The organism is Oceanispirochaeta sp. M1 (genome assembly GCF_003346715.1).
Classification (GTDB): Bacteria; Spirochaetota; Spirochaetia; order DSM-2461; family DSM-2461; genus Oceanispirochaeta.
In genome coordinates this window covers 1-16,779 of sequence record NZ_QQPQ01000066.1, presented here as the reverse complement: position 1 = coordinate 16,779, position 16,779 = coordinate 1, and the positions used below count along the sequence as shown (strand labels likewise).

Below are 16,779 nucleotides of genomic sequence, written 5' to 3'. Positions count from 1 at the left end.
ATCCGGACCGGATAAAGATAACTTTACTTTTACTCTACGCTTATCACTCATAAATCTGATGATACCCAATTCATGAAGTTTATAAAAGATCTTGAATAAATTTAGAATTAGTCGGTCATGACACTAGTTTCAGACCTCAGGATTTTTTAAGAATTTGATCTGCAGTTGATAGGCTGGTATAATTTAAGTATGAGAAAATTTTTTATCTTATCTGTATTTCTGTTTCTTAGTGCAGGATGTCTTTTTTCTATTGAAAGCATAATAAGCGAAAATGTCCAATTTCACAGCTATACGGTTGAGGATGGACTTCTTACAAATACGGTGAATACAATTTTCCAGGATAGAGACGGTTTTCTCTGGTTCGGTACACAGGATGGTGTAAACCGTTTTGATGGAGTGGATTTTATTGAGATCGCTCCTCAGTCTGAAGTCGGCAGGGGGCTGATTCATCAAATAATCGAAGACCCCGAAGGCAATATTCTTATTGCATCTATCAGCGGATTATACAGATACAGAAGGGATTCTGAAACGGTTGAACTTTTTCATGAGAGTTTGAAGTCTCTGGAAGTGAAGCTGGTTTTCCCTCTATCAGTGGAGAAAACCCTGTTGTTCCTGCCGGGGAGCGGGCTCTATCTGATGGACTCGGATAAACTGTCTCCCCTTTTTCAGAATATTTCTGTATCAGATATGTTGTTTCTGGATGGTCTTATTTATGCGGCCACCGACAGTGGTCTACTGATTTATGACCTTGAAACAAAGACTACAATGGATATTCTCCTGAAGGATCGAGAGGTTTTCTCTCTGCTCCGGGAGGAGGAGCAGATTCTTGCAGGAACTGATAAGGGTATCTACAGAATTCGCTTAAGCGAATCTCCAGAGCTGGTTATTGAAGATGCTGAAAATGTAAATTCCCTGGTCAGAGACAATCAGTCCCGGCTCTGGACAGGATCGTATACTGGAGGACTGGCTCATTATCGTGAGGATTTCAGTCAGACCTGTCGCTTTTTAAACGGAGAAACAGTTATGTCTCTGTTTCTCGATCGTTCAGATAATCTCTGGATAGGTTATCTGGGAGCTGGATTAAAAAGAGTCGATACACATAGACTCGGGTTTTCTTATCTTGGAAAAGAGAAGGGCCTGGAAAACACAATTGTTGTATCTCTCTGGGAGGATGATGATAAGAGTCTCTGGATTGGAACTTTCGGGGGAGGACTTTTTCATTATTCAGAGGATAAGATCCTTTTAAATCGCTATTCCTATAATCCCGATGATCCCGATTATTCCGGGGACAGCAGGATTATGGGTCTTCATCGAGACCGTCGTGGGCGAATGTGGATCGGGACAAAAAATAAAGGGATGTTCTATCTTGAAAATGAAAAATTTGTTCCTGTAGAGGGGTCATACGGCAGCGTTTATTCTATTTCTGAAGATGATAGGGGAAGAATCTGGGCTATAACTCAGGGTGGGGGAGTCCATATCGTGGATGGTTCCGGCGGAATTACTGAGACTTTAATTCCGCCTTATGTCCCTACAAAATCCTTCAGAACAATGCTTATTCATGGAGAAAAAGTTTATCTTGGATCAGTTGATTCAGGGCTGGTTCTTCTTGATCTGGATGGACGCCTGTTGGCGCATTATGCTCCCGAATCGTTTTCCAGATATGGACTGAAAGGTGCTCATGTCCTCAGTCTCTGTGTTAGCAGTGACGGTACTCTGTGGGTGGGTACTTTTAGCGGCGGCCTGCACCGATACAACCAGGAAACTGACAGTTTCAAGCAATATACAGAAGATGATGGACTGCCTAATAATACAGTATACGGAATTCTTGAAGACGAAGAAAAGAGACTCTGGATCAGTACTAATCAGGGTCTTGCTCTGTTTACCCCGGAAGATGAAACATTTACGGTTTACACCGCAGCCGACGGTCTTCAGAGTAATGAGTTTAACAGCGGTGCTTCGTATAAGAGCAGTTCCTCTATCCTTTATATGGGAGGAGTTCAGGGGCTTACATATTTTAATCCCTCATTGATCACTGTGAATCAAACTGTTCCGGAAACCAGGATTGTAAAACTGAGTATCAATAACAGAGATGTCTCTGTGGGAGAAATAGTTCAGGGTATTGAAGCTCTGCCGACATCTATTACAGGACGCGAAGAATTAATTTTGAATCAGAAGCATCTGGTTCTGACTCTTCATTTCCGTGCACTTCATTTTTCCAACTCTGAGAGGAATAAATATTCATATATTCTTGAGGGTCTGGAGCCTGATTGGATTGATTCAGGTGTAAGAAATTTCTCCACTTATACCAGTCTTCCTCCCGGAAATTATACATTCAAAGTTAAATCGATGAGTGCAGCCGGGCTATGGTCAGAGGAGAGTTCTCTACGGATTATTGTTAAACCGAATTTCCATCAGACTATCTGGTTCAGACTTTTACTTATTGCTGTCTTTCTGGCTGTTCTTCTTTCTATTATCAGGGTCAGGTTATCTAAAGCAGATGAGAAAAACATTCAGCTTGAAGAGATGGTAGCAGAAAGAACCCTGGAACTTGAAACGGCCCTTGAACGAGAGAAGAAGATGAGGGACTTTTTATCCAGCAGTGAAAAAATGTCCTCCATAGTGAGTCTGACAGCCAGACTGGCGCATAATCTGAATACCCCCCTTGGTTCTACAACTACGGCGCTCTCTTTTTTAAAGAGTTCTCTAGAGGAGGGAGGCGGAGACGCGTCATGGGTTGAGACTTGTAATCTTGCTCTGGATGGAACAAATAAGGCTGCCCAGATTGTTCAGCAGCTTTCTGCCGCCTCCAGCGGCCGTGCCCTGCCGACACCAGTTTTATTCAACCTAAGCAATATTCTTGATGAGTATATTCATTCCCAGTGGATTTCTGTGTTTGATAAAGAGGGAATTCAATGTGAGTTGGATCTCGGCGTAACAGAGTCCCGGCTGATGGGTTCAATCAGTTCTCTTCAGGAAATCATTGACTGCCTCTTCAGTAATGCTGTAGAGCATGCCTTTCATTCTGAGTCCTATAGTACCGATATAGACTCCGGGTTGAAGAAAGTATGCCTGAAGGCTGCTTATTCCGAAAAAGAGGCACTTCTTATCTACAGGGACAACGGACAGGGTATCAGTAATGATCTGAAAGGGAAGATTTTTGAACCATTTGAAGGCAGTTCTTCTACGGGCAAATCCAGGGGGATGGGACTTTTCCTTGTATATAATCTTATTAAAATCCATTTTGCGGGACAGATTGTTCTTATGAATGAAACAGAAGGAGTCTGCCTCCATATAAAATTTCCTCTGAAATTAAAAGAGGAGTAGAGTATAATTTAGCAGATGACAGACAAAGGTTCTTCTACAATGCAATTCTCAAAAACATCAGCTCCCCGGGAGAGTCCGGGGGCAGAATTCTGGAAGATCCTGATTATAGATGATGAGTCCATAATGCACTCTGTTACGGAGCTTGTTCTTCGGGACTTCAAATTTGATGAGAAAAAGCTTCGTTTCCTGTCGGCTTATTCCGCTGAAGAAGCCAAAGAAGTCCTCTCAAAAAACAGGGATATTGCAGTAGCTTTTGTTGATATCGTAATGGAAGAGGATAACAGTGGACTTCAGCTGATTCAGTGGGTCAGGGAAGAACTTAAAAATAGTGAGATCAGGCTTATTCTGCGTACCGGACAGCCCGGACTGGCTCCGGAGAGGGATATCATTCAGCGCTATGAAGTAAATGACTATAAGGAAAAAACCGAGCTTACAGACATAAAGCTTATTACATCATTGACCGTTGCCATCAGAGGTTATCGGGATATTCATATTCTCAACAGGAATAAAAACGGATTTGAAACTATTCTGCGAGGAGGTAGGGAGATGTGGATACAGGAGTCATCCAGGGATTTCATCTCTCTGATTAATAGACAGTTTCTGCAGATAGCTTTTGGAGATTCCCTACGTCAAGAAAATCCTGATTCTCTTCTGATTCAAAAATCTGAACATGAATGTAAAATACTTCAGGCTTCCGGATCTTTCAGTCGGTATCTTGGGCAGAATCTTGGGCAGAATCTTGGGTCCCGGGAGGATTCACTTATAAAATCGCTTTATGAATTCTGTCAGGAAGTCAAAACATTCAGATACAGAGAGCCTTATCTTTTCTGCACCCTTGCTACCAGGCAAGCCGAGGAAATTTATCTGATTGTTAAAACTGAAACAACACCTGATGATACGGATTCCGATATTCTATCTGCATTTCTGCTTAATTCATCTTTGGCACTGGACTACTGGTTTCTCACTTCAAGCCGTTCCCGTTCCCAGAAGAAGATGCTTTTTTTCCTCTCCGAGGTTATTGAGCAGCATTTCTCTGAAACCGGAAATCACATACAGAGAGTTTCGGAGATGGTTCATCTCATGGCAGTCGAATACGGCTTCAGTGAAGACGAGGCCGAACATCTGAAAATGGCCTCTATCCTGCACGATATCGGAAAGATCGGTATCCCTGATGAGATTCTAAAAAAACCTGGAAAGCTCAATGATGAAGAGATGGAGATAATGAAGTCACATGTGCAGATAGGCTATAGAATGCTCAGTTCCAATGAAGATGAATTCTTCCCGGATGCTGCCGAAATTGCCCTCTCTCATCATGAGGGCTGGGATGGTAATGGATATCCTGAAGGGCTGAAGGCTGAAAGTATTCCACTTTCTGCAAGGATTCTTGCAGTTGTTGATGTGTTCGATGCTCTGACACATCTGAGAGTCTATAAGGATGCCTGGACAGAAGAGGATGCCCTTAAATTACTAGAGGATAAGAAAGGGATCGATTTTGATCCTTCATTAGTAGATCTTTTCATAGCAAACTTTGAAAAGATGAAGGAAATACTGAATGCCCATCCTGACTAATATTTTTGTATTGGTGTGCTTCATGGTCTTGAGGATTTTCCTCTTTCAGTCATAGATAAAGGAAAAGGTATACCTTTTGATATACAGGAGCCTATTTCTGATATATATTTTATTACCAAAAAGGGACAGGTTCAGGTCTGTATATCGTACGTTCCCTTGTAGAAGAAAAACTGAAAGGAGATCTCTCTTTTCAAAGTAAAGCGGGAGAAGGTACCGTATTAAGGGTAACCCTTCCGAAGGATCTCAGTAAAATATAAGGGGCGGAACTTGCCGCATTTATTTTTTCTTTTTTTCATTATCTCTTATGCTGTCATGTCGGGAGCGTTCCTTCTTGGAGTTCTTTTTTATCAAAAGGAAAATGCCCTGTGGAAATTCAAGGGTTGCCTTTTTCTGGGATTTATCCTTTTTCTTTTACTCAGCTCAGGTATCAGGTTCTATTTTGCAGAGATTGCCGGAGTAGAGGACAATCCCCTCAGGCAGTTTTTTCAGGTTCTCTATGTTATCGGTTACTCTCTGCTGATCTACTATCTTCCGGCTACAATCAACTATATGCTCCGCAGGCCCTGGTCCAGGGGACGATTATTCTGGATACTCTTTGCTTCATCTACCTATTTTATCGCCGGTATTATGGCAATGGTCAAAGGGTTCTCTCCCACATGGAATCTTCCTCTGGGAGTGATATTCTTTATGGCCTTTATATTTGTGCTGATAGATGCTCTGCGTTCTCTTCCTCTTATCAGAGACAAACGGGGCAGACTGACGGTCACTCTGCTTTTTTCCGGAACATTTATATTCCTTCCTCTTCTCCTCGTTGTCAGGATGACCCAGGCACTCTTCTTTCCGGAAATGGATTATGAACTGTTGCTGTTTCCATTGCAGGTTTTCTATTTTCTCTGGGTGGCCCTGGTTCTTATTCAGTTTCTGATGAATCGAATTCTGATTTCTGACGCCATTCCTCTGCCTTTAAGTGAGAAACCTCAATCCTTTTTTGAAGAAAAGGGTATTACTTCGAGAGAAATAGAGATCATACTCTTTCTTGAGAAGGGGCTGACCTATAAAGAGATAGGCCGGGAGCTGTTTATTTCGGCAAATACGGTGAGTAATCATGTTGCCAGCATTTATAAAAAGACCGGTCAAAGATCCCGTGTAGAGATGCTTAATTCTCTCAGGGCCGAAGTATAGTCATTACACACTAGTTAATCATAATTAAGAATCCTCTTTCATTTTAATAGTTTTCTGACAAAACTCTATTTATACTGAACCTCGTCAGGGGGATTCACAGTGACACAGCAGCTTTCTTGCAGAGAACAATCCATATTTAGAAGAACTATTCTGATCGGTTATAAATCCGTATTTCAGGATGGTAGAATCTCACCGGCTCTACTTTGGGAAGAGCTTGAAGAAAGCGCCGAACAGCACTGCCGCCTGATCGGTATGGATGTATTCACACTCCTGAGCAGGCAGGAGGCCTGGGTTCTGAAGAGCGGAGCATCTAGAATGCACCGTTACCCCGGCTATGGTGAGAAGATTGAAATAATCAGCTGGATCTCTTCGCTGGACCGTTATCGGGGTTATAGAGAATTTCGAATAAAAGATGAGGAGGGACAGATACTGGGTGAGATGTCCACTCTCTGGGTTTATATGGATTTAAAGGAGCGGCATCTTAAAGCCATCCCCGAAGAGTTTCATATAGGATGGGGCTCCTGTGGGGAGGCTCTACACAGTGATTTTCATAAAAAGAACAGTTATAGCTCTCTATGTGAGTTTAAGTCAGATCTGTTTTCTGTCCGGCGGCGTGATCTGGACAGCAGTGCCCATGTACATAATATCCGCTATCTTGAGTGGCTATCCGAATCAATTCCCGAGGAAATATATAGAGATTGTCAGATCGCAGATTTTTCAGCCCTCTACAGGAGAGAGATGAGATCCGGAGGAACTGTGGATATCCGGACAGAGGATCTGGGAGACGGCTGTTTTCGGCATGACTTCTATAATAAAGATGAATCCCTGCTCTTGTGTTCTGCGCAGTCCCGCTGGGTAAAAAAAGAATCCCTGCCGTTTTCAGCAGGGATTCTTCAAAAAGTTCTCTGATTTATTAGAGGGAATGATTAGAATCCCGGGAGTTTCAAGTTCCCGGCGGCCTTCTCGGCTTCCTGTTTAGCTTTTTCTTCGGCAGCCTTTTTAGCAGCATCAGCCTCGGCCTTCGCTTTAGCGGCCGCTGCAGCAGCCTTTTCTTCGGCAGCTTTTTTGGCTGCATCCGCTTCGGCTTTTAGCTTCTCAGCCTCAGCCCTGGCCTTATCCTCCACATCCTTCAACAGGGCATCTCCCTGATTCCTTATCTTATTCTCATACTCTTTTACCTGAGCCTCCAGATCTTCAATACTTCTTATCTGTGACAGAGATTCCAGACCAAGGGCATCCAGTTTTTCAGTCAGTCCATTGGAGTCCAGGAGCTCTTTGCTCACCAGTTCTCTCAGGTAAGACTCCAGTTCTTCAGCACCCTCTGCGGGCAGACGTTTAAGCAGATCTCCAAGTTTCTCTTTAATGATTTTATCCACATCACTGTTTACCCGGATATTCTGAATACCGTTGTTATCAATATGGATTTCGGCACTTACCAGAAACTCTTTAATTTCCTGTACGGTTTCTTTAATTAAACGGGTCCCTATATCATCATTATCAGGAAGAGAAATCTCCAGATCCCTGAAGTCCATATCCAGACTGACCAGGACACCCTCTTTATCGGGATGAGGTATACCATTTCCATGGTAAGTCATTTTAGCTCTGGCTGAATCAATCCCAAGGGCAGGAATTCCATTCTTGAACACTGCAGGGTTGGCAGGAGAATTAAAATTCACATTAAATAGCTGGGGAGCACCTTCTTTCAGGTCAAGAAATCCTTCAAGATCAATACTGGTCTTCCCATCACCCCAGTCAGCTGTCAACAGAATCGGATCATCAAGTTTATCGGGTTCTGAGCTTATACCACTCACATTGGCATGAAAGAGACCGCTGAAACCATCACCACCGTTCAGCTTGATATTCTTAATCAGAAAGCGTGGCTGATCTGCTGTGGGAAATGGAATGTATCGTCCAGCTAGTCGTTTTGTCTCTTTCTTTTCTTCAACTTTGCCATCCTGAGAGTTTTTCCATTTTTCATAGTAGGGCATTACCAGCATGGCTTTATCGTAGTAGTCCTGGAAACGCTCAATCAGCATCTCTTTTATTTTATCAGAGATAAAATCTCTGACTTCATCTCTGTCAGGAAGTTGCAGAAGGTCCTTCAGATAATCAATATCACCTTGAATCAGTGCTTCTATTTCATCCTTTAAGGATAGGATATGGTCCTTTTCTTCATTGAACTGTCTGTTGAGACCTTCCAATTCCTTTTTCTGATCTTCAAGGCCCTTATAATATCCCTGGTATTCATCTAAAACATCCCTGGCGTCATTAATCGATGTGATCGGGGGAATCCCTTTTTTTCCGAGAGCCGTGATTTCTGTTACAGAGTCTTCTACTTTTCCTTTTGTTCCGTTGAAGGTATCTGTCCAGCGTTCAGTGAATTCATCCAGCTCTTTATTGGCTGTATCAATGTACTGAAGAGTTTTAAGATTAGCCTTCTGTTCCTCTATCAGAGCTAGAATCTGTTCTTTGCTTTGTTCCAGATCCGGAATATCCATAAGAGACGAGCCTTCTTTACTGTCACCGGCACTGCTCTCCGGTTGAAGTGCAAGATCACTTGAGGAATTAAACTGGACTCCCTCGAAGCTTATCTCTTCTATATGGTAGCGGTTTCTGCTGAGCTCAGGCATGTTGATGCGAAGTGCTGTATTTCCGAGTTCAAATAAATTTCTCCCCGGTTTATCCTTATTCTGGACACTGAGAGCATCCAGTGTAAAGCTTCCCTTGTTCAGGGATAGATCAGGATTCTGAACGTTGCCGGATGCCTGGAACAGTGATTCTATTCCGACTTCAATTCCCTTCTTAATAAGTACATTCTTGAAAAAGGAGTTAAATATAAGGGTAACTGCTGCCAGAAATAGAAGTATCATTGCCTTCCATTTAGTTACAGCTCCCTTGTTTTTCTTAATAGATTTACCAAGGACCTTCAGTTTCTTTAAATCATCTTTGGGCAGATCTTTTTTAAGAACCATTCTGTCTTCAATAAGTTCAAAGTGCTCCACTATCCACTTCCGGTCTGAAGGGATATGGATACTTTTTAAAATCTTCTTTTCCCATTTTTTGATTTTGATCTTTTTCCTGAATATCTTGGGGACTTTATTTGTCTTCTTTGTATTCTTCTTCTCTTTTCCCATTTTATCCCCCTTACTTCAGAAAGCTCAGCTTTCGATAGGCTGAGGATAATTTTGATACCAGAGGAATCTTCTTAAGGCTTTTAATAAATTTTGATTCCGCCAAACGGGAAGCCACTTTATTTCGATATAGAATGACCAGTAATCTGAAAATGAAAAACAAGGGCAGCCACAAAATCAGGCTCCAGATAAAAGCGCCCATGACGATTGTGTTATTGAATTTAAGCCAGGGCAGGATGGGCATATTATATAACGAAGTGAAAATATCCTGCAGTGCCGGCAGGGTCAGAACGAACTGACCTGTGCTGTTCAGAATCGGATCCAGCAGAGCTGCCAATGGGGGAAAAAGAAGCAGGCTCAGGAGCATGGCGGCCAGATTATGTTTCAGCAGGAAGGCAATACAGAAAATCACAACCCAGAGAAGATTCCCCTTGGGAATAAGGGCCAGACAGAAACCGAAAGCAATTCCGGAGCTGAGCTCACCGGGCCGGCTGTTACTGTTTAACGCAACCAGGATTTTGGAAATAAAGGATATCATAAAAGCTCCTATTTTTTAATTTGATCAGATGGATGAAGGACTATCTTATATTTTAGTCAACTCTATTCAATAATTCAATTTATTACAATTTAGATTTTTATTTATGAGTCAACTGTAGTATACATTTAGATATAATAACAAACTGGAGATGTATATATGATGTTGAAAAAGTCAGGGTTTCTCCTTGGGTGGAGTGTTTTCATTCTTCCACAGCTTTTACTGGGGTATCTTATCAATTACCTTGGTATATTGAACATGGCCAGAAGAAAAGAGCTCTACAGCTCTCCCCTGACCTGGTTTTGGCTTGTCATTCTTCAAGTTCTCTTTCTAATACTGTGGAAAAGGAATTCCTTACATCTGATGAAATGGCGTTCAGGTGATCGCGAGTATCAGGAAGCTCAATTAGGTAAGGTCACAAAAAAAGTTGTCACCTTCCCCAAATTCCTTCTTTATTTAGCTTTTTTTCAGAGTTTTCTTCTCCCTCAGTTTATATTTCTTCTGATGTCAAAAGTTCCCTTCAATGTTCGGGGGGATATTTCCCTTCTTGGTTTTGCCTGTACCATGTTTTTGGGCATCCCTTTTTACATTCTGTTTATTCAAAAATATGAGGAGATGACAAAGGATATTCCTTTCAACAAAGAGATCATGTCTATGAAGCTGACTCTTAGAACTAATCTTGTTGTATTTCTGCTGATGATTTCCATCCTGATAATTCTCCAGTTGGGAATCAAGTACAGTCTGGCCCAGGCGGTCTTTCTGGAAGAGGTTCAATCCACTCTGGGAGGCACACTTCTGCCCCTGGAACTTATGGGTATTATCATGAGTGTTCTGAATATTTATCTTCTGATGAGGGGAATCAATTCCCGGATAGGCTATTGTGAAAACTTTGCCAGAGGATTGGCAGAGGGTGACTTTTCAGAATCAGAAGAGTTCTGTCTTTCAAGGGATGAACTGGGAGCACTGAATAACCAACTCTTTAAGGTATACCGGAATAATTCGGATCTCTTGAAGAATCTTGATAGCTCGGTGAAGAAGACCATACAGTCCAAAGATGGAATGGTTCAGATTTCAGGAGAGACATCCAGCGGCATGGAGCAAATATCCCAGAGGATAGATACTGTTTACACTCATATGGATGAATTGAATAAAAATATTCAAGCTACCACAAGTTCTACTGCATCCCTGATGGAGCATATTCAGGGATTGAACAATGATGTTGAAAAACAGAATGAAATAGTTGAAAGCTCATCAGGAGCCGTAACCGAAATAACCGCTTCCATCGACAGCATCAGCTCGGTTGCCGAAGCTAAAATCAGCTCAGCTGAACAGCTGGTAGATGTCTCAAGAGAGGGGGAGGGGAAACTTAACCTGACTGTGGACAGCATTAGCAAGATGAACGACAGTGTTGAAAAAATCCGTGGGATCCTATCCCTGATTCAAAATATAGCATCCCAGACAAACCTGCTGGCTATGAATGCTGCGATTGAAGCAGCCCATGCCGGAGATGCAGGAAAGGGATTTGCTGTCGTTGCCGATGAGATCAGAAAACTGGCGGAATCTTCTTCCTCCAGTTCCAGAGAGATCAATGAGAATATCAATACAATCATAGCGACTATTCAGGAGACATCAGCTGCAGGTAATGATGCCATTGAAAGTTTCCATCAGATTACCGCTGGTATTGATGACATGATTGATTCGTACAGGGAGATAGGCAACGGTCTTTCAGAACTGAAAGAGGGAAGCGCTCTTATTCTGGATTCAGTAAGCAGTCTGAAAGAGAACAGCAGTCGTGTCAGATCCAGTACCAGTAATATGGCCGATCTCACCAAGGGTGTAGATACAGCTATGCAGTCAATTGAAGCGGTATCGTCAGATACAAGCCGGGCAGCTGAAGAGATGAGAACAGGAGCCGAAAGTGTACATAAAGTCAGCCGTAGGATGATGGATCAGAGTAACTCTCTGGAAGAGGCATCTTCAGATATTGTCAGGGGTTTGGCTAAGTTTAAATTCTGAGAATAGAGATGTAAAACAGGAGGTTTCTTTCAGAGAGTGAGAGAAACCTCTTTTTTTATTCTGCTTGCAGCCTTTTTGAAGATCTGATGCATTTCTTCTTTTTCTTCATTTGTGATGTACTCTTTATCTGCAATTGTTTTCAGGAATTTTATATCTTCGGGAGCCTTCAGAGACCGGGCCATATTTCTGACAAGTTCCACCTCATCCATAGATAAAAGAAAACCCGTACCCGTATTATCCTGATGAGAGAACTCTATCCCCATGTTGATAATTGAGTCTTCGGAATTCATGGTAATACTCCTTGCACCTTCAAGGCATTAAGTCTTGATGCTTCCTCAATCTTGACTTAAATAGCCAGAATCGAAGGATATTTGAAACAACTCTCAATAAATGAGAGACCATAATAAAAAAAATCATTGATAAATAGAGAGATTGTTTACTAATGTTTGAATCAATAGGCTTCTCTCTATTGATTATTATACTCCCGTTTTACTTTTTTCGCGAGGAGTCGCTAAAAAATTATTCATTTGTCAGACATCAGGAAGCCGGAAAGTACTGTGAAAGGTTGCCAGTCCTTAATCCGAATCAGCGGGCAGGAAATTAATTCTCTTAGGGATTAGAAAACAGAATAAATTGAAAATACAGTGATTGTTGACAATCCTGAAGGATTGGAATATTATTAGCGCTCATCGGGTCTATAGCTCAGTTGGTTAGAGCCCCTGACTCATAATCAGGCTGTCCAAGGTTCAAGTCCTTGTGGACCCACTTTTACCCCTCTTTTTGAGGGGTATTTTTTTTTGCTCTAAACCCTTTCGGGGATAGGGATTAATCAAAGGGCCATAAAACGCGTGCTCTGGCTTTTTACACTTTCACGCACTGCTTCTGTAATAATTATAGTGGAGGCCTCCTAAAACAGATTCTTTCCTGATCTTTCCAAAACCAGAAAGCTGATTCCCAGTAGGGATTTTACCAACACCTTGATGCGGACGTTGATTATTATAGTAATCAACATATGATTTTAGGATCTTCCGAATCTGTTTCTCTGAAACCAGTAGAAAATGATCCAGAGATTCTCGTCTAATAGAACCGTTCAATCTTTCAATAAAGGCATTCATATTTGGGGCATAAGGGCTGATATTGATCCCCTTGATATCAAACCAGCTGTAATCGATAGATGTGAATTGTGCAGCATTATCATGAATCAGGATTTTCTTACCCGGAATATCCTCTGAAAACAGTATGATTCTTTGCTTCACAAACTCCCGACAAGGATTCTCAGTCAAATCAAACCGGATTATCCTTCTAGATCTCAGCTCAAGGATTATGAGCAGGTAGAATCTCTTACCGAATAAAGTGTCTATGGTCATGAAGTACATTGCATATAGTGAATCCCAATGCGATTTCAAGAACTTCCTCCAGCTACCAGTTGGTTGAATCATCCCCTTTTTCCTATATTCCTGGATAATTCTGTTTATAGTTGTTGGATTCAACTCAATACCCAGCTTTTTCAGTTCATCCGCAATCCGATGGCAACCCCAGAGACTATTGTCTTGTTTCATTTGAAGGATGAGCTCTTTTATACCCTTTGGAACCGGCTTCCTCCCAGGTTTTCCATGCTTATAGGTCCAATAATTCTTAATGAACCTTCGCTGCCAGTCAAGAAGAGTGGATGGCTTCACTAAAGTCATATGATTTACCGCCCTTCTGGATAGTCGTGAAATTAACGCCAGAAATAGCCGATCACTACGCTTCATCGAATTATGAACTTTCTTAGAATTGATCTGCCGCTTATAGACCTGATTCTCCTTTTTCAATGTCATCAGAGTGAAAAGCAAGTCCTTTCGATTTGAAAACACGATCTTGAATATTGATTGGAGGAGCAAAGTTAGGAAGTTGAACATACATCATTATCGACAAAGACTGATTGTGGAAAAAATTCCACAATCAGTATAAAAAGCCATAGTACGGGTTTTGATGTGAGAATAATAAGAATATTATACAGAAAATCCTTTTTCTGATAACGGCATTGTTCACTAGAGTTCTTTCTAAGAACTTCAATTATGTAGGAAATCTTAGCCGATGAGTGTAATTCCTGTGTTTTCAGTTGTTATCTCCCTCCCATAAAGATCAATGAATATATAATTGATAGACTATATGAAATTACATTTCGTAGACGCTTGTTTATTAAATTAAGGAAATCCTGTTATCATGAATAAAAAATTAACTTTTCTTTTTCTAATCTTTATTTGTTCCGGGGTATTCCTTTGGGCGGAGACCGAGACCCACACAGAAATTTTTCAGGATTATGACAAACGAATAGATTTGATAAAAACTGATCTGGATTATGTCTGGGTGATTATTGCAACAGCTCTTGTCTTTTTTATGCAGTCCGGGTTTATGTCTCTGGAAGCAGGAATGGCCCGCTCCAAAAACTCCATTAATGTTGCCATAAAAAATTTAACTGATTTTGTTCTTGGAGTTATTGGTTTTTGGCTGGTAGGGTTCGGATTAATGTTTGGAAAGTCATGGCATGGATTTTTCGGAATTGGGGATTTTTTAATTTCTGTTGAAGATCCATGGATAGCTGCATTCTTTATATTTCAGGCAGTGTTTGTAGGAACTGCTGTCACAATTGATTCGGGAGCAATTTGTGAACGAACAAAGCTTAAACAATACGTTCTTCTTTCTTTTTTATTAGCAGTCATTATTTACCCGGTCTTTGGTCATTGGGCCTGGGGAAGCTTCCTCCATGGTACTGATCCTGCAGCAGGTGGTGCGGGCTGGTTGGAGATGAGAGGTTTTAAAGATTTTGCAGGGTCTTCAGTCGTTCATTCAGTGGGAGGATGGATGGCGCTTGCCGGTGTCATCATTGTAGGTCCCCGGCTGGGGAAATTCATTGTTGATCCGAAAACCGGTAAGAAGAAAGCACAAAAGATAGCCGCCGGTGATCTGCGGTTTGTTTTTCTGGGTACTTTTATACTTTTTTTTGGATGGTTCGGTTTTAATTGCGGCAGTACTCTGTCCGCCACAACTGATATAGCAATAATAGCTCTCTATACGACTTTATCAGCCTGTTTCGGCTGCTATTCTCAGTTGGATTTTCCATCCGGAAAAAAAGATCGAAGGAGAAATGATTGCAAACGGAGTATTAGCCGGTCTTGTAGGGATTACTGCAGGATGTGCCTATGTCGGTACTACAGGAGCTGTTGTCATAGGTTTGATCTCTGGAGTTGTTGTGTATGCGGGAACTTACTTTCTAGAGCATATCCTGCATCTGGACGATGTCGTTGGTGCCATCCCTGTACATGGCCTATGCGGTGCCTGGGGGACTCTGGCAGTTGGCTTTTTTATCCTTCCTGAATATCTGGGAGACTTAACCAGAATGGATCAGATTCAAATTCAGGCTGTAGGTGTTGCTGTGTGCTTTCTTTGGTCTTTTGGGTTGGGACTATTTTTCTATTATATTACTGATAAATTATTTGGCGGTGTAAGAGTCACAAATGAAGAAGAGGTCCTTGGGTTGAATGTTGCAGAACATGGAGCTAAATCATCTGTTCTTGATCTTGCAACAACTATGGACCAGTTGACTCGATCCGGAGACTTCTCTACGGATTGTATGGTTCCTGTAGAGTATGGTACTGAAATTGGAGATCTGGCCGAAATGTTTAATCGAATGATCGATAGAATACGGACAGCATTGGATGAAAGTAAAAGACAAAAACAGCTTGCAGAAGAAATGTTGGAAGAATCTGAAATCCAGAAGAAAGAAGTTTTAAAAGCTCAAAGAGAACTGGAGAAGGAAAAAGAGGCATCGGCTCTTCACCGCGCCAAGTACATTGACAATAGCTTAAGCAAAGTCGGTATGGTCACTGAAGGAATAGAAAACATCAAGCAGTTTCTGGGACAGACTTCTGACAAAACTCAAATCATGACTCAGAACTTTGAAGCAATGAGCCAATCAATGAATGGTATGCTTGAATCTCTGCTATCGGTGTATGAGCAGTTGGATCAGGTCAGATCTGTTACCTTGAGCTCTTCACATTCTGTAACTCAATCAAAAACATCAATCCGGGAATTGAAGAATGTAACCGGTGAAATTGATTCAATGGTGAAACATATCAATGACCTGGCGGACCGTACAGGAGTGCTGTCAATCAATTCGAGTATTGAAGCAGCCAGGGCTGGTGAAAAAGGAAGTGGGTTTTCAGTGATATCAAAAGAAGTACGGGATCTGTCGGAAGAGACAATAATGGTTGCCTCTAACATAAAAATAAAATTATCGGATATGGAAACCAGAGTCTCCGGAGTAGATTCATCAATGGAAAAAATTATCGGGATTATGGAGGAAATCAGAATACTGAATAATAACATTGTTTCCAAACTGGAGCAGAATCAAAAATATTCTGAAATGGTAAGTTCAGATTCAAACCAGACTATGCAGCTGGTAAGACATGTAAACTCTGATATTGAAACAGTTGTTTCTCAGGCTGAAAGTCTTGCTCTGACAGGCACACAGGTAACAAAAGAACTGGAAACAATTAGCTGAAGTAAAGATTTGAAGTACTCGGCTCCTATTGATACAGACGAATGCTATAAAACTTCTGCTGTATAGCTAGTCACTTCCCGGTGATGAAATTTACACCTACGCGTAAAAAGGTCCCGAATAATGAGAAGCGATTGAAATATACAGTATTTGTAATAGGCTGATTCAGTAAGGATATTGTTCAGAACAAACAAGCAAAATGCGATGTCTTGAACTTATTCATTTCTACAATTCCTGAAAGAGCAAGCAGTTTTTATCTGTTAAATAATTGCTTAAACTGACGCCTTCAAGACACTGCAGGACGAACCGCGGGAGCTTGATATCAAGTCTGAATCAATTATAATGAAAACTATGGATCGGCAACCCCTTTTAGGACACTATTTTCTCGGACATCAAAGTTTTGTATTCCACTGGTGTTAAATACCCCAGAGACCCATGAATCCTTTTATTATTATACCAATTTACATAATCATATAGTT

Annotated in this window: 12 protein-coding genes, 1 tRNA gene and 1 pseudogene; 9 read left to right on the top strand and 5 right to left on the bottom strand. The window is 41.4% G+C overall.

Annotation, left to right across the window (positions count from 1 at the left end; translation table 11 throughout):
• The first annotated feature begins 189 nt into the window (after nucleotides 1-189).
• The 5 genes from DV872_RS24385 (at nucleotide 190) to DV872_RS24365 (ending at nucleotide 6,984) form a co-directional block, all read left to right on the top strand.
• Entirely contained in the window at nucleotides 190-3,324 is a 3,135-nt protein-coding gene (locus tag DV872_RS24385) for a sensor histidine kinase (RefSeq protein WP_114632584.1), read from the top strand.
• Nucleotides 3,325-3,339: 15 nt separating this feature from the next.
• Nucleotides 3,340-4,893 carry a response regulator gene (locus tag DV872_RS24380; RefSeq protein ID WP_114632583.1) on the top strand — a complete coding sequence of 518 codons (1,554 nt, stop codon included), beginning with the start codon at nucleotides 3,340-3,342 and terminating at the stop codon, nucleotides 4,891-4,893.
• Nucleotides 4,894-4,997: 104 nt separating this feature from the next.
• Nucleotides 4,998-5,150 (top strand): ATP-binding protein, encoded by a 153-nt coding sequence (locus DV872_RS27335; RefSeq protein ID WP_114632586.1) that lies wholly within the window; start codon nucleotides 4,998-5,000, stop codon nucleotides 5,148-5,150.
• A 10-nt stretch (nucleotides 5,151-5,160) separates the two neighbouring features.
• Nucleotides 5,161-6,075, top strand: a complete 915-nt coding sequence (locus DV872_RS24370; protein ID WP_114632582.1) for a LuxR C-terminal-related transcriptional regulator — start codon at nucleotides 5,161-5,163, stop codon at nucleotides 6,073-6,075.
• Nucleotides 6,076-6,174: 99 nt separating this feature from the next.
• A complete protein-coding gene (locus tag DV872_RS24365) occupies nucleotides 6,175-6,984 on the top strand; it encodes an acyl-[acyl-carrier-protein] thioesterase (RefSeq protein WP_114632581.1) in 810 nt (269 codons plus the stop codon).
• Between the two features lie 17 nt (nucleotides 6,985-7,001).
• Here the strand turns inward: DV872_RS24365 and DV872_RS26870 are convergent, their stop codons facing one another.
• Nucleotides 7,002-9,209: a hypothetical protein gene (locus DV872_RS26870; RefSeq protein ID WP_196167405.1), complete on the bottom strand. Its 2,208-nt coding sequence runs from the start codon at nucleotides 9,207-9,209 to the stop codon at nucleotides 7,002-7,004.
• A gap of 10 nt (nucleotides 9,210-9,219) precedes the next feature.
• Nucleotides 9,220-9,744 (bottom strand): TIGR03546 family protein, encoded by a 525-nt coding sequence (locus DV872_RS24355; protein ID WP_114632580.1) that lies wholly within the window; start codon nucleotides 9,742-9,744, stop codon nucleotides 9,220-9,222.
• 156 nt (nucleotides 9,745-9,900) lie between these two features.
• Here DV872_RS24355 and DV872_RS24350 point away from each other — a divergent pair, with 156 nt between their 5' ends.
• On the top strand, nucleotides 9,901-11,757 hold the full coding sequence (locus tag DV872_RS24350) for a methyl-accepting chemotaxis protein (protein WP_114632579.1): 1,857 nt from the start codon (nucleotides 9,901-9,903) through the stop codon (nucleotides 11,755-11,757).
• Nucleotides 11,758-11,786: 29 nt separating this feature from the next.
• On the opposite strand, the gene DV872_RS24345 is transcribed toward DV872_RS24350, so the two are convergent.
• Nucleotides 11,787-12,047, bottom strand: coding sequence for a hypothetical protein (locus tag DV872_RS24345; RefSeq protein ID WP_114632578.1), 261 nt, complete (start codon nucleotides 12,045-12,047; stop codon nucleotides 11,787-11,789).
• Between the two features lie 401 nt (nucleotides 12,048-12,448).
• On the opposite strand from DV872_RS24345, the gene DV872_RS24340 reads away from it, so the two are divergent.
• Nucleotides 12,449-12,522: transfer RNA gene (locus DV872_RS24340), tRNA-Ile, on the top strand.
• Between the two features lie 104 nt (nucleotides 12,523-12,626).
• On the opposite strand, the gene DV872_RS26700 is transcribed toward DV872_RS24340, so the two are convergent.
• Nucleotides 12,627-13,013, bottom strand: a complete 387-nt coding sequence (locus DV872_RS26700; RefSeq protein ID WP_158547164.1) for an integrase core domain-containing protein — start codon at nucleotides 13,011-13,013, stop codon at nucleotides 12,627-12,629.
• 952 nt (nucleotides 13,014-13,965) lie between these two features.
• Here DV872_RS26700 and amt point away from each other — a divergent pair.
• Nucleotides 13,966-15,436: pseudogene (gene amt / locus DV872_RS27040) on the top strand (ammonium transporter); the annotation flags it as partial.
• Nucleotides 15,419-16,303 (top strand): methyl-accepting chemotaxis protein, encoded by an 885-nt coding sequence (locus DV872_RS27160; RefSeq protein ID WP_370446664.1) that lies wholly within the window; start codon nucleotides 15,419-15,421, stop codon nucleotides 16,301-16,303. The pseudogene amt and the gene DV872_RS27160, both read left to right, overlap by 18 nt.
• A 366-nt stretch (nucleotides 16,304-16,669) precedes the next feature.
• Here the strand turns inward: DV872_RS27160 and DV872_RS24320 are convergent.
• Nucleotides 16,670-16,779: IS3 family transposase (locus DV872_RS24320; protein ID WP_147283199.1), on the bottom strand; the 110-nt coding region annotated here is incomplete at its 5' end.

Excerpts from the sequence above, each read along its gene's own strand:
- DV872_RS24385 (WP_114632584.1), top strand. The coding sequence starts at position 190 with ATGAGAAAATTTTTTATCTTATCTGTATTTCTGTTTCTTAGTGCAGGA.
- DV872_RS24380 (WP_114632583.1), top strand. The coding sequence starts at position 3,340 with ATGACAGACAAAGGTTCTTCTACAATGCAATTCTCAAAAACATCAGCT.
- DV872_RS26870 (WP_196167405.1), bottom strand. The coding sequence starts at position 9,209 with ATGGGAAAAGAGAAGAAGAATACAAAGAAGACAAATAAAGTCCCCAAG.
- DV872_RS24355 (WP_114632580.1), bottom strand. The coding sequence starts at position 9,744 with ATGATATCCTTTATTTCCAAAATCCTGGTTGCGTTAAACAGTAACAGC.
- DV872_RS24350 (WP_114632579.1), top strand. The coding sequence starts at position 9,901 with ATGATGTTGAAAAAGTCAGGGTTTCTCCTTGGGTGGAGTGTTTTCATT.
- DV872_RS24345 (WP_114632578.1), bottom strand. The coding sequence starts at position 12,047 with ATGAATTCCGAAGACTCAATTATCAACATGGGGATAGAGTTCTCTCAT.
- DV872_RS27160 (WP_370446664.1), top strand. The coding sequence starts at position 15,419 with ATGTTTAATCGAATGATCGATAGAATACGGACAGCATTGGATGAAAGT.